The sequence below is a fragment of the Coprococcus comes ATCC 27758 genome (assembly GCF_025149785.1).
Lineage (GTDB): Bacteria > Bacillota > Clostridia > Lachnospirales > Lachnospiraceae > Allocoprococcus > Allocoprococcus comes.
Genome location: NZ_CP102277.1, coordinates 709,861 through 722,954, shown reverse-complemented (window position 1 = coordinate 722,954; position 13,094 = coordinate 709,861). Strand labels below are relative to the sequence as shown.

The 13,094-nt window shown below is 41.7% G+C and carries 10 protein-coding genes; 3 read left to right on the top strand and 7 right to left on the bottom strand.

Annotation, left to right across the window (positions count from 1 at the left end):
• Positions 1 to 118 precede the first annotated feature (118 nt).
• From NQ556_RS03805 to NQ556_RS03780, 6 genes are all read right to left on the bottom strand, one after another.
• Positions 119 to 1,111, bottom strand: a complete 993-nt coding sequence (locus NQ556_RS03805; RefSeq protein WP_173685549.1) for a glycosyltransferase — start codon at positions 1,109 to 1,111, stop codon at positions 119 to 121.
• 19 nt (positions 1,112 to 1,130) lie between these two features.
• Positions 1,131 to 1,736, bottom strand: a complete 606-nt coding sequence (locus NQ556_RS03800) for a TVP38/TMEM64 family protein (protein WP_008373028.1) — start codon at positions 1,734 to 1,736, stop codon at positions 1,131 to 1,133.
• Positions 1,720 to 2,892 carry a glycosyltransferase family 4 protein gene (locus NQ556_RS03795; protein WP_008373026.1) on the bottom strand — a complete coding sequence of 391 codons (1,173 nt, stop codon included), beginning with the start codon at positions 2,890 to 2,892 and terminating at the stop codon, positions 1,720 to 1,722. The genes NQ556_RS03800 and NQ556_RS03795 overlap by 17 nt, the downstream gene beginning before the upstream one ends.
• Before the next feature lie 174 nt (positions 2,893 to 3,066).
• Positions 3,067 to 4,206 (bottom strand): M20 family metallopeptidase, encoded by a 1,140-nt coding sequence (locus NQ556_RS03790; RefSeq protein WP_022220955.1) that lies wholly within the window; start codon positions 4,204 to 4,206, stop codon positions 3,067 to 3,069.
• 29 nt (positions 4,207 to 4,235) lie between these two features.
• The gene (locus NQ556_RS03785; RefSeq protein WP_008373023.1) at positions 4,236 to 4,727 is read right to left on the bottom strand and encodes a hypothetical protein; all 492 of its coding nucleotides are present in this window, start codon (positions 4,725 to 4,727) and stop codon (positions 4,236 to 4,238) included.
• A gap of 1 nt (position 4,728) precedes the next feature.
• A complete protein-coding gene (locus tag NQ556_RS03780; protein ID WP_044999066.1) occupies positions 4,729 to 5,574 on the bottom strand; it encodes a DUF3100 domain-containing protein in 846 nt (281 codons plus the stop codon).
• A gap of 266 nt (positions 5,575 to 5,840) precedes the next feature.
• On the opposite strand from NQ556_RS03780, the gene NQ556_RS03775 reads away from it, so the two are divergent.
• On the top strand, positions 5,841 to 6,782 hold the full coding sequence (locus NQ556_RS03775) for a DUF1177 domain-containing protein (RefSeq protein WP_008373020.1): 942 nt from the start codon (positions 5,841 to 5,843) through the stop codon (positions 6,780 to 6,782).
• Between the two features lie 47 nt (positions 6,783 to 6,829).
• On the opposite strand, the gene NQ556_RS03770 is transcribed toward NQ556_RS03775, so the two are convergent.
• Positions 6,830 to 8,053, bottom strand: a complete 1,224-nt coding sequence (locus tag NQ556_RS03770) for a PucR family transcriptional regulator (protein ID WP_055297506.1) — start codon at positions 8,051 to 8,053, stop codon at positions 6,830 to 6,832.
• Positions 8,054 to 8,257: 204 nt separating this feature from the next.
• Here NQ556_RS03770 and NQ556_RS03765 point away from each other — a divergent pair, with 204 nt between their 5' ends.
• Together NQ556_RS03765 and NQ556_RS03760 are read left to right on the top strand one after the other, a co-directional pair.
• The gene (locus tag NQ556_RS03765) at positions 8,258 to 10,798 is read left to right on the top strand and encodes a YhgE/Pip domain-containing protein (RefSeq protein WP_044999062.1); all 2,541 of its coding nucleotides are present in this window, start codon (positions 8,258 to 8,260) and stop codon (positions 10,796 to 10,798) included.
• Complete coding sequence (locus NQ556_RS03760) at positions 10,795 to 12,975, top strand: YhgE/Pip domain-containing protein (protein WP_008373011.1); 2,181 nt, start codon at positions 10,795 to 10,797, stop codon at positions 12,973 to 12,975. The genes NQ556_RS03765 and NQ556_RS03760 overlap by 4 nt, the downstream gene beginning before the upstream one ends.
• The last annotated feature ends 119 nt before the right edge of the window (positions 12,976 to 13,094 follow it).

Genomic DNA, 13,094 nt, shown 5'->3' with positions numbered 1-13,094 from the left:
GCATGAAAAGACGGCTGATTATACGGATGAGATGAGCGCCACTCTATGAGCAAAATAGCTGCGCAGCAGCGACAAGTGCCGCAGGCACGCTTTTGCGAATGGCGCGGCTGAACGTCCCTTATTCCATTTCAGAATATAGCCTCAGCAATCGTTCTCCAACTTTTCCAAGACTTTTATTACAAGCAATTTTCCGTTCTTCCTTTTTCATCAAACGAACATCCCGACTGAAAATCGCAGTTATCTTTTCCTGAAACTCTTTTATTGTCTCTGCTTTATATACCTGTTTTTCATCTTCAAGCCATCCTTCATACACAGGAATGTTTCTTACTATTGTCGGAATTTCACAGGCAAGAGCTTCTAAAACAACGATTCCTTCCGTTTCCTCATAACTCATAAACGAAAATACGTCTGCCCCACAATATGCATCACGCAGTTCATCAGACTTTACGAATCCTGCAAACAATACATTATCCGGTTTCTTTGATATCGCCTCTTTGATTTCTGCTGTCACCAGGCTTTCATTACCGCCTCCAAACCAGATAAACTGTACTTTCGGCATCATTCTGGCCAGTTCAAGAAAATCCAGAATTCCTTTTCTTCCAATCAAATGTCCCACAGATATCACAACCTTCTGCTCTTCCGTTAGCTGATATTTTGCACGGAAGCGTATTCTCCCCTCTGGATCAGGTTTGAAAAATTCTGTATCCACACCATTAGTAATCGAATAAATTTTTCGTTTCAATCCATACCCTTCCAACAATTTTCTGGAATACTCGGTTGGCGTCACAACAACATCCCCCAAATTATAACAAAAGCAGATCCATTTTTTAAAAATCGGCGCTGCAAGATTAGAACCAATAAAGGAATTTTTAAAATCTTCCATTGTAGAATGCCCATAATAAATCACTTTTTTCTTCTGCATTTTTGCTATAAAGGCCGCAATCACCGAATCTGGAAAAACTGTATTCATATGAACCACGGTTGCTTCTTTCCACCTGGCTGCACGCGGTGCCTCTACTGCATTCAGCATTTTCTCCTGATGCTCGATTGCTTTTCCGACACCACTTTTTTCTACAATCGGAAACCCACCTCTGTATATATATGTTTTCATAATCTTTACCCTATTCCTTTTATAATGAAAATAACATCTTAAATGCTGTCGTAAGCCCCAGACTGTAAAGTGCAATAGAAAATGGTTTTCCAAGTACAATAACTGCTGTAAACTGTTTCCACGTCATTTTTGTAGTTCCCGCAAGATAGCACAAGAAATCATCCGGTGCCACCGGGAAAAAGATTGCCAACGCAAATAATTTCAAAAACTTACCGTCCTTCTGGGTCCATCCATCATATTTTTCTATCATTTTTTCAGAAAACATTTTGTATAAAACCGGCCTTCCTATTGTCTTTGAAATTCCAAACACCGCAATTGATCCTATACAGATACCAATATAATTATAAAGAAATCCTAGCCACGGTCCAAAAAAGATCACACCACCCAGGCAACTGACTCCACCCGGTAGGATTGGAATAATAACCTGCACAACCTGGATCAGAATAAAAACGAGCATTCCAGTATAACCGAATTTCCAGATAAATGTCTGCAAAGAATCTACCGAATTTAAAATGCCGTTCTTATATGCCAAGATTGCAAGAAGCGCACATCCGGCTAGTCCGGCTATCGAAAGCAGATTGAAAAATCCAGTCAGATTTCTCTGTTTCTTAGGCTGCATTTTCATATCGGTATTTTCGTATTTGCTGTTCATAGATTTTTTCCACTCTTTCGGCAAAATTTCCGGAAGAAAATTTTTCTGCTGAAATAGCAGCCTTGTTTTGCATCCTGCCTCTTGCATTTTCACCCATCCCCTTCCATTCTTGGATTCTCATAAGATAGTCTTCTTTTTTATCATACTGCCATCCATTTTCCCCATCTGTCACAACTTGTTCCAGACATCCGTCTCTTCTGCAAAGGAGCGGAATACCACCTGCAAGCGCTTCTGCATAAGTCATTCCCTGTGTCTCGCTGGTAGAAGCACTGACAAAGAGATCTCCTGCCTGATAATAGCGTCCCACTTCTTCCGGTGTGATCATTCCCGTAAAAATCACATTTTTAGCAAGCTTTAGCTCTTCAACCTTTTTTTTCAGCTCCGGAAGATATGGTCCATCCCCTACAAGGACTAAAATCACCCCGGATTTTCCTGCATCTTGCTGATATTCCAGAAGCTCTTCAATGTTTTTTTCCTTTGCCATCCTGCCTACATATACCAACACCAGTGCATCCTGTGATATACCAAGCTGCATACGGATTTTTTTACGCCAGTCTTCTTTTTTACATAGCTGATATTTTTCCAGATGGATTCCAGATGGAATAACTTCCACCGGACAAGACACCTGGTATCCTTCCAATATCTTACGGATCTTATCACTGGGTGCAATTAGGGTTTCTACCGCATTTGCAAGTTTCTTTGTCATCAACTGCACAATATTTCTTCCCCATACTTTCTGCGGTGAAAAATAATGGGTATAGTCCTCGTAAACTGTATGGTACGTATGTACAATCGGAACGTGAAGTTCAGATGCGATCCTTTTCGCTAAGAAAAATGTGGAAAATTCACACTGTGAATGCACAATATCCGGTTTCCACTCAAGCAACATTTCCATATAGTCACCTGCTGCCTTTGGAATTTTTAATCTTGCCTGCGGATAAATGCATCCAAGTCCAATTGATCCTGCATAAACCACATCGCCTTCTATATAAGAATGAAATGTTCTTGATAATGTAAGAATTTTTACTTCATGTCCTCTTTCTCTTAGCTGTCTGGAAAGATTCATAACTGAAGTAACAACACCGTTTATAACCGGTTCGTACCAATCTGTTGTAATCAATACTCTCATTTATTAATTCCTCCCGTTATCTTTTTATGAGCATAGTTTAACAGGAGATTGTTAAGATATGGAAAAGACATTTCTAAAGAATTTTTAAACAAATGCGAAATATTCAGTCAAGACAATATTTCAAAAAAAGTGTATCACTTTTTAGAACTCTCTAAAAAATGATACACTTTCTATTTACTCACTTAATACATCCAATGCACTCATTGCCAAGAGCTGAACAGAAGCATGCAGATTTCTTTTTCCTTCTTCTCCGCCTGCTGCTACTGCAAACTCTTTTGTATGTGTCCCTACATGCTCTTTCAATTTCACATAAAACTGAATTGCCGGTATTTCATGGGTTACATTTCCAACATCAGTCGAACCGATTCCCTGAGTCAGGTCACGCTCTATATACTCTTCACCAATAAAGTCCATGTTCTTACGAACATACTGAACCAGTTTCTTATCATTACGCACATCTTTGACAACTTCATCCACTTGTCTTTCTTCAACTTCTGTCCTGGTTGCAATTGCCGCTCCTTTCGCACAATCACGAATAGCATCAACCATTTCCATCATATAATCATATTCCAGTGAACGAATATTAAATACTGCTTTCGCTTCATCTGTTATAGTATTATGAGCTACTCCGCCTTCTGTAATAATTCCGTGTACTCTGCTGTAATCTTTAAAATGTAAACGCATCATATCAACCGCATGGAACATTAACTGAACTCCACTCAGTGCATTTGCTCCCTTCCATGGGCAAGCTGCCGCATGGGCCGGTTTTCCTTTGAAGGTGAATTCCAATGTAATTGCTGCAAAAGAAATATCATCTGGCATAGATTCATCACACGGATGCATCAGAAGTGCAGCATCAATTCCTTCAAATACTCCATGGCGAACCATAATCGCTTTGCCACTGCCCTTTTCTTCGGCCGGAGTACCTAATACTTTTAACACGCCACCTATCTCATGCTTTTCCATAACTTCCTTTAATACAATTCCTGCACCGGCTGCTGATGTTCCGATCAGATTATGTCCACAACCATGTCCGATTTCTGGAAGACAATCATATTCTCCCATAAGTGCTACTGTTTTCCCTGGTTTTCCAGAATCAAAAACTGCTTCAAAAGACGTCGGCATTTCTGCAATTCCTCGTTTAACAACAAAGCCATGGCTTTCCAACAGTTTGCAAAGTGCTTCCTGTGATTTATATTCTTTAAATGCCAGTTCAGGGTTTGCAAAAATATAATCACTTACTTTTTCAAATTCTTCCTTTTTCTCTTTTGCAAGATTACTGATTTCCTGTTTCATTAATTCTAAATTATCCATATTCTTCACCTCATTTTATCTGTATGGTTTTAGATCATTCCTTTTAAAGATAAGATAATATTTGAAATTGCTGCTGATCCAAAATAAGTAGATGCCATAACCACAAAGGATACAATTACGATTTTCCAGCTGAGTTTTTTGAAAACCTCAAGCTGGTCTCCTACAGCAATTCCAGCAAAAGCAAGTAGCGGAAGTCCTACAAGTCCAAAACTATATGCACTCATTGCATTTACGATAAAATCTGAAATCGGAGATATCGGCAATGTCAAAACAAAGGATACCAGTGTAGCCCACGCAAATCCTGGAAGATTAGGTTTTTTCACAACATTTTTCAAGGTAATCGCAATCACTACCATTACAAAGCTTACCACTGTCGACTTTGCCAAATCCGGAAGTTTGCTTCCAATAGAAACCATATGTATAATTATGACAATTCCATAAATCACCAATACTATTTTAATTTGTTCTAAAATATCACTTAATGTCGATTTTTCTTGTGGAGTTTGTTTTGTATTTTCCATCTTATGCCTCCTCAGATGCTTTTTTAAATAATTTAGCCCTTAATTTTTCAATACCTGGATTAACACGATTATAATACCAGTTCGCTAATGGCAATGCCAAAAACATTTCCACATACACACCTGTTACTGCAGTTAAAAGTCCACTGGTTGCAGAATATGCAAGAATTTGTTCTGCATACATAGGTGCCGCTGCATTTGTCAACGCTGCAGTAGCCGCATTCATCATAGATGCACTTCCCATACCTGATGCCATCGCAAGTGCATAAGGATGAAATCCGATTGCTAACCCGATCGGTGCCAGGAAAGAATAGAAGAGAGTACCAAATACACTTCCGCTAATATAAGTTCCAAGTGTTCCCATTCCTTCTCTGGATTCCAGACCATATTTATCTCCGATAATACCAAGTGCCGTATCTCTGCAAAGAGAAAACGTTCCACCCACAGCACTTCTTCCTAATCCAAGGAGTAAGCCAAGTGGTAATGCAATCAGCATCGTCATCATATTTCCCGCTTCCTGAAACAGTAAAGCAGGACCTGCCTGTAAAACAATTCCAACCTTTGGACCTGCATTGATACCAAACATAATTCCAAGCGGATATAATGTAAGAGACAACAAAAACGGTGCCCGTTTAATTTCTGCGTTACTAATAAATTTCTTCAGTGGGGGAATCACTTTTCCTAATAATGTTGGAGATAAAAGAATTCCCATGATGATAACCCAAATCATCGTCAATATCTTCACGTCAATCCCCATCACCTTAAATTGAAGTGGACCAATCAGCTCCGCAATAATGCAAATAATAATAGTTGCGATCATGCAATTTACAGTCCCTGTTCTTTCTTTCACATTTTATTCCTCCGTTTCTTCCGAATTCTTATTTGACTACAGTATAACATTGACTTCTTAAAGTGTCGACGCTCTCCATGCACCATAATGTCCCTGTTTTTTATGCACTTTGCACATTTATTATTCTTCCAAAAATATAGCATGTGCATTTCGCCCAACTATTTTCTTTCTTTTTAGGCACGCACAATATCGACTTTCCTATTTAGTAATGCTAAACTTTGCTTGTCAATTAAAAAACTATTTTAGTTAGAAAGAGAGGATTTAAGATGTTATTCAAACAATTAATAGAAGCTTTCGACATTATAGACAGTAAGAACGTAAACGGCAACTCTGTCGCATCTTATTTAAAATCCATAAAACAAGATGCGGATATTCAGGTTTATCCTTTAGTTGGACCAAAAGGTTCTACAGATATGTTAAAAATTCGCATCCCGGGTCTTCACGGAAAGACTTCCGGAGGCGATGCTCCGACAATTGGACTTCTTGGGAGATTAGGCGGACTTGGTGCTCGTCCTGAGCGAATCGGGTATGTATCTGACGGTGATGGTGCCCTCGTTGCAATTGCTCTTGCTGCCAAATTATTAGATATGCAGAATAAAGGGGATTTTTTGGAAGGTGACGTATTCATTTCTACACATATTTGTCCGGATGCACCGACCGCGCCACATGTTCCGGTTCCATTTATGGGATCACCTGTAGAAATGGCACAGGTAAATGCCGAAGAGCTCACACCGGAACTTGACGCAGTTCTCTCTGTAGATACTACTAAAGGAAATCGCGTGATCAATCACAATGGATTTGCAATCTCACCTACAGTAAAAGAAGGCTACATCCTTCGTACTTCCGAAGATCTTCTTGATTTAATGCAGATTACTACGGGAAAACTTCCAAAAGTATTTCCATTAACACAGCAGGATATCACTCCTTATGGCAATGATCTTCATCATCTAAACAGTATTCTGCAACCGGCAACTGCTACTAATGCACCTGTAGTCGGGATTGCCATCACAACAGAAACAACTGTTCCCGGTTGTGCAACCGGAGCCAGTCATATGACGGATCTTGATGAAGCTGCACGCTTTATGTTAGAAGTTGCCAAATCCTTTGGCCGTCGTTCTCTTAAATTATACGACGAAGAAGAATTCGAAAAATTACAAAGTTTATACGGTTCAATGAATCATTTTCAAAAACTGAATCCTTTCTCGTAATAGATATATACTATTTTGAAATAAAAGATGCCCTGAAAAGGCATCTTTTATTTCAAAAATTTCTTTATTCGAAGCGCAAGCGCTATCTCAAGAATACTATTCGGATCTGACAAATCATATCCTGTCTGGTTTTCAATTTTTTTAATTCTGTATATCAAAGTATTTCGATGCAAATGAAGTGCATTTGCTGTTACATTTCTTGCCCCTAAATTATTCACGAGAACTTCCAGCGTTTCTAAAAGTTCACTTTCATTTTCTTGATCATATTCAATAAATGCATTCAACTTGTCCTCCATAAACTCCTGACACATCTCATGCTTACTGATTTCTTTCATGATTCTCCAAAAGCCTGCATCTTCTATACAAAGTACTTTTGAATTGAATTCCTGGCACACTGCAATTTCTACTGCATCCCTTGCATCCTGATAAGCCTTTCCGAAACGTTGGTAGGAATTTTCTACTCTCGAAACACCTATCGCTGCAGTATATCCTGTCTTTTCCGAAATATTTTTCTGAATCTTCTCGAAATACTCTTTCGTTATAGTTTTCTCTTTTGTCCGTTTTAATATGCATTGAAAATTATCATTATTCGACAAAACAATTACTTTTTCCTCGCCAAAAGATTCTTTTATCATATTTTCGATTTTCTCAATTTTTTCATGAACAATCTCTTCCTGTAGTTCATGTAATTTTTGTTTAATTCCATCAATTTCAATATAAACGATCTGGTACGGAGGTGATGGCCATTTTTGTTCTTCGATCCGATAGTTTCCTTCTTCATTACATGTGATATTTCCTGTCAAAAGATCAATAAACAATCTTTTATCCATTTCCCGACGGTTATATTTTTCAATTCGAGAATAAATGGTATCCATCAAATTGTTCTGTGATTTTATCAATGCCTCCATCACAAGATAATTCATTTCTATGAAAGGCAAATCTTCCGGCCACAAAATGATTGGGAACTGTAATTCATTAGCCAGTTTGATCGCATCATCCAAAAAACAACCAATATATCTATATTTTGTCGCGAGCGCAGCTGCCTTTGCTTCATACAAATTTCTTATCAGATTCATTATTTCTTCTTTTGTGTCACTATATGCATATCCAGTTGTAATATACAAAACATTTGGGCGCATCCATGCTTTCATATCTGGTATTTCCATACAATCCACAAAGCGAACAATCCTATCCATTCCACCTTCTCCGGCTGCTAATGTACATCCTTTCGACTGTGCCAGCTCTAATACCTCTTTTACTTTTATTGACACTTTCTATTCCACCCTTTTTTATTTGTATTATAGATAAATATAGAATATCATAAAACACTGTTTTTTCAAATATCATCTTACGCTTAACTTTATCCAGATTGTGTTTCTGACCGAACGTCATTTTTTCTCATGGATTTTTTCCACACTTTTTGCTATACTATGCTCAATACTGGCACTATTAACGACATTACACAGGAGGTTCACATGAAGAAAGTGCTTCAAATATTTCAGAGAGATTTAAAGAGACTCTTACGTAGCCCTGCTGCTGCTCTCGTCATGGTGGGAGTCTGCATTCTCCCTTCTCTCTATGCATGGTTCAACATTGCCGCCAACATGGATCCCTACGGCAATACAAAAAATGTAAAAGTGGCGATTGCCAACTGTGACACCGGTGGTCATACAGACTCCATGGATCTGAATGCCGGAGACACCATCGTACAGAATCTGAAAAAAAATCACCAGCTTGGCTGGACCTTTGTTGATGAAAAGAAAGCCAAAAGCGGTGTCCGTTCCGGCAAATACTACGCTGCCATTGTAATCCCGGAGGATTTCAGCGAGTCTCTCCTCAGCATCCTTTCCGGGGATTTAAAACAGCCGCAGCTCGACTATTATATTAATGAAAAGAAAAACGCGATTGCTCCGAAGATCACCGCCACCGGCGCAAGCACGATCCAGCAGCAGATCAATGACACCTTTTCGTCCGTTGCCGCTGACTCCATTGCGAAGATCGTGCAGAAATCGGCCGGTACACTGACCGGCAAGCTTGACGGAACAAATTCTACGCTGATGCAGGCGCTTACCGATACCCGTAAGAATCTTGCTGACTATCAGAACGCCCTGAAGGATTTCCAGGCTACGGTAAAAGATTCCGGTTCTTTGATCGATGACACTCTGAAAACACTGGACTCTGTAAATGCTGTTGCCTCTTCCGGTTCTGCTGCCCTTGCAGATTCATCAGATCTGCTTGCCACCAGCCGGACAGCAATCGGAACCTTTTCCACAGAATTTTCTACCAGCCTGTCAGATGGCGAAACACTTTTAAATAATGTCTATACTTCCGCAGCCTTAAAGCTCGGAACTTTTGAGACAAAAGCCACACAGGTCAACACTGCGATCGGAGACAGTATTTCTTCTGCCAGCTCTTTAAATAAGAAAAATGCAGAAATTCTGGAAAAGCTTGCCGCCCTTCAGCAGCAGATTGGAAGTGATTCTTCCCTGTCCGGTATCGTCAGCGAAAAAATTGCAGAACTCCAGGCACAGAATGATTCTCTTCAGGAACTCATTGATTCTCTTGGGAACAGCAATTCCAGCATAGGAAATGCACTGACTACAGCAAGCAATACCAGAAGTTCTCTTGAGACACTCACTGCCCAGAACCGACAGTCTCTGCAGAATTACAGAAGCAGTCTGAACCAGTCGCTTCTGCCACAGTTGAACCAGTCACTTGACGGGCTTGCCACATTGAGCGGAAGCCTTTCTTCTACTTTAACCGGGGTAAATCCGACGATCACACAGTTAAAGGTGATCCTTACCCAGTTAAAGAGCAGTTTAAACGAAAGTGCAGACGCACTTGGTCAGACCGGAGGAACTCTTGAAAGCGTAGATACTGCTCTGGAAAATATTGCCGCTGACCTAAAAGCTCTGCAGAGTTCCGAAACCTACCAGCATCTGATCTCACTGGAAGGCATCGACTCAGATTCCATTTCTGATTTTATGTCCTCACCGGTTTCGATCAATTCAAAGGTACTTTATGATGTGGAAAATTACGGTTCCGGAATGACTCCGTTCTACACTAATCTGGCACTCTGGGTTGGCGGACTGATCCTGGTATCCATCCTGAAACAGGAAGTAGACAAAGACGAAACCATTTCCCGTTTTACTCCGACAACTGCTTATTTCGGACGTTGGATGCTCTTTGTCGTGGTCGGACTGATCCAGGGATTTATTGTGTGCATAGGAGATCTGCTGCTTCTGAAAGTACAGTGTGTCCACCCGGTTGCATTTGTGTGCGCTGGTATGCTCTGCTCCTTTGTGTATGTCAATCTGATCTATGCAATGGCGCTGACCTTCAAGCACATTGGAAAAGCGCTTGCCGTTGTCCTGGTCATCCTGCAGATCCCTGGTTCTTCCGGAACCTATCCGATCGAGATGACACCGGTCTTTTTCCAGAGACTGCATCCGCTTCTGCCGTTCTCTTACGGAATTGGCGCTATGCGTGAGTGTATTGCCGGATTTTACAAAAATAACTACGCAAAGGATCTGCTGACCCTGCTGCTTTTCCTTCTCCTTGCATTCTTCATCGGACTGGTACTGAGACCACTTCTGATGAATCTGAACCATCTGTTCGACAAACGTCTTGCCGAGACAGACCTGATGCTGGGAGAGACTGCAACCGGTGAGCTCTCCCGCCCACAGCTTACACTGATGATGAAAACCATGATGCAGGACGAAGACGGACGGGCTGATTTTATCCAACGTGCCAACCGGTTCGAAAAACGGTATCCAAAGCTGATCCGTACCGGTTTTATCCTGATTCTTGTAATTCCGCTGATCTTTCTTCTTCTGATGTTCGGCCTGGAATCCAAGATCGTATACCTGACACTGTGGATCATTTCCCTGATCGTACTCGCCGTCTATCTGATCTGTGTAGAATATATTCACGACAAGACCTCCAGACAGCTTTCCTATATCCATCTGTCTGAAGAAGAATTTCTTAAAAAAGTAAAGGAGGGAAAAGACGAATGAGAAATATATGGACCATCTTCACAAGAGATATCCGGAAAATAAGAACAAATGTCATTGCGCTGATCGTCGTTCTCGGCGTCACAGTGGTTCCCTGCCTTTATGCATGGTTCAACATTGCGGCAAGCTGGGATCCCTATGGGAATACGGGGAATCTGAAGGTTGCCGTAGCAAGCGTAGATGAAGGCTATACCGGAAACCTGATCCCGCTCCAGCTGAATCTTGGCGATCAGGTATTGTCTGCTCTTCGGGAGAATACACAGCTCAACTGGGTATTTACGACCAAAAGCAAAGCAATGAAGGGTGTAAAATCCGGAGAATATTACGCAGCAATTGTAATCCCGGAAGATTTCAGTACGAACCTGATGAGTGTATTTTCCAGTGATATTAAAAAACCGGAGATTACCTATTACTCCAATGCAAAAGAAAATGCCATTGCGCCGAAGGTAACAGACAAAGGAGCAACCGCAGTCCAGACACAGGTCAACGAAGTGTTTATCGAAACCATTTCCGATACGGTGCTGACCGCGCTTCAGACTGTTGCAAATACCGCAGACTCCAGGGATTCGGATGAGCTTGCAGGTACACTGATCACAAACCTGAATAAAATCGGTTCTGATCTGTCTGCTTCTTCGACGACACTGCATTCCTTCTCACAGATGACCGATTCTGCGCAGCAGCTTCTGGACACAACTGCCGAATTCTTAAAAGCAACGAAAGAACAGGCTTCTGCAAATGCAGATACGCTTTCCGGTACACAGCAGTCCTTCTCCGGGATTCAGGAAACTCTGGACGGAGCTACAGACGGAATCAATACTGCGCTGACCTCTACCAAAAGCTTTTACGAGCAGATGTCGCAGACCATCGATCAGGCATTCCAGTCGCAGTCACAGGATGCTTCTTCTGTTGCCAGCACTCTTGATCTTCTTGGAAGCCGCGTCAATGCGATCGTACAGTCTTACCAGGGAATCCGTGACAGCATTGCACAGATTGCAGATGCACACCCGGAGCTGTCTGATCTTACCGCACCGATTCTTGCTAAATTAGACGATTCCATTGCGGTTCAGGAAGAACTTCGTGATAAACTCACGAACGCAGCTTCCTCTCTGCGGGATACAGCAGGCAATGTAACAACCTCTAAAAAAGAGCTGGATGATCTGATCAGCTCCAGTATTTCCGGAATTGCAGCTGTCAAATCCGACTATGAAACCAATGTATCTGCTTCTTTAAAACAGCTGTCCGGCTCTCTTGGTTCCACGAAAAAAGATTTATCCGAACTGCTCTCCCAGCTTGGCGAAAGTGCAGATGGAATCTATACGCTTGCTTCTTCCGCAGGTTCTGATCTGTCGCAGATCCAGAAGGCTCTGGAAACCTCTTCTGAGCTTTTGAAAACGGCTGCCTCAAAGATCACAGATACCACCTCCAGACTTGGTCAGATGGAAGCAACCGGCGATTTTTCCGAACTGGAAGATCTGATTTCCGGTGATAAGGACAGTATCAGTTCCTTCCTCGCCGCCCCGGTAGAGCTGAAGACCAACAAAGTGTACCCGATTGAAAATTACGGTTCTTCCATGGCACCATTCTACTCCACACTTTCCATCTGGATCGGCGGAATTGTCCTGGTTGCCATGCTCAAGGTCACTGTATCCGAAAACGGCACCACCGGACTTAAGCATCTGAAGCTCCATCAGATTTACCTTGGAAGATACCTTATCTTCCTGATCCTCGGACTTTTGCAGAGTACTCTGATCTGCCTCGGTGATCTGTTCTACCTTGGCATCCAGTGCGAGCACCCGTTCCTCTTTCTCCTTGCCGGATGGGTATCCAGCATCGTATATGTCAACATCATTTACACGCTGACTGTCTCCTTCGGAGATATCGGAAAAGCGGTCAGTGTCGTACTTCTGGTTATGCAGGTAGCCGGAACCGGCGGAACTTTCCCGATCGAGGTTGCCCCGGGATTCTTCAAAGCGGTATATCCGCTACTGCCGTTTACCCACAGTATGGCAGCCCTGCGTGAAGCTGTCGGTGGGCTTTACGGTATGGATTACTGGATCGATCTTGGAAAGCTTTGTATCTTCCTTGTGGTGTCCCTGATCGTGGGACTGGTGCTTAGAAAGCCGATCATTAAGGTGAACGAGGCGTTCTCTGAGAAGCTGGAAGAGACGAAGATTATGTAAAATATTATCAATCCAATACTAAAACCGTTACCTAAATATAATAATTGCAAGAAGCCCGTTAGCACGATTTTAAAATCTGCTGACGGGCTTCTTGCAATTATACTCTTTTCTCTTTTGCT

What these genes read in the sequence shown, in the direction of transcription:
- NQ556_RS03805 (WP_173685549.1), bottom strand. Translation starts at nt 1,111, where the DNA reads ATGAAAACATATATATACAGAGGTGGGTTTCCGATTGTAGAAAAAAGT.
- NQ556_RS03800 (WP_008373028.1), bottom strand. Translation starts at nt 1,736, where the DNA reads ATGAAAATGCAGCCTAAGAAACAGAGAAATCTGACTGGATTTTTCAAT.
- NQ556_RS03795 (WP_008373026.1), bottom strand. Translation starts at nt 2,892, where the DNA reads ATGAGAGTATTGATTACAACAGATTGGTACGAACCGGTTATAAACGGT.
- NQ556_RS03790 (WP_022220955.1), bottom strand. Translation starts at nt 4,206, where the DNA reads ATGGATAATTTAGAATTAATGAAACAGGAAATCAGTAATCTTGCAAAA.
- NQ556_RS03785 (WP_008373023.1), bottom strand. Translation starts at nt 4,727, where the DNA reads ATGGAAAATACAAAACAAACTCCACAAGAAAAATCGACATTAAGTGAT.
- NQ556_RS03775 (WP_008373020.1), top strand. Translation starts at nt 5,841, where the DNA reads ATGTTATTCAAACAATTAATAGAAGCTTTCGACATTATAGACAGTAAG.
- NQ556_RS03765 (WP_044999062.1), top strand. Translation starts at nt 8,258, where the DNA reads ATGAAGAAAGTGCTTCAAATATTTCAGAGAGATTTAAAGAGACTCTTA.
- NQ556_RS03760 (WP_008373011.1), top strand. Translation starts at nt 10,795, where the DNA reads ATGAGAAATATATGGACCATCTTCACAAGAGATATCCGGAAAATAAGA.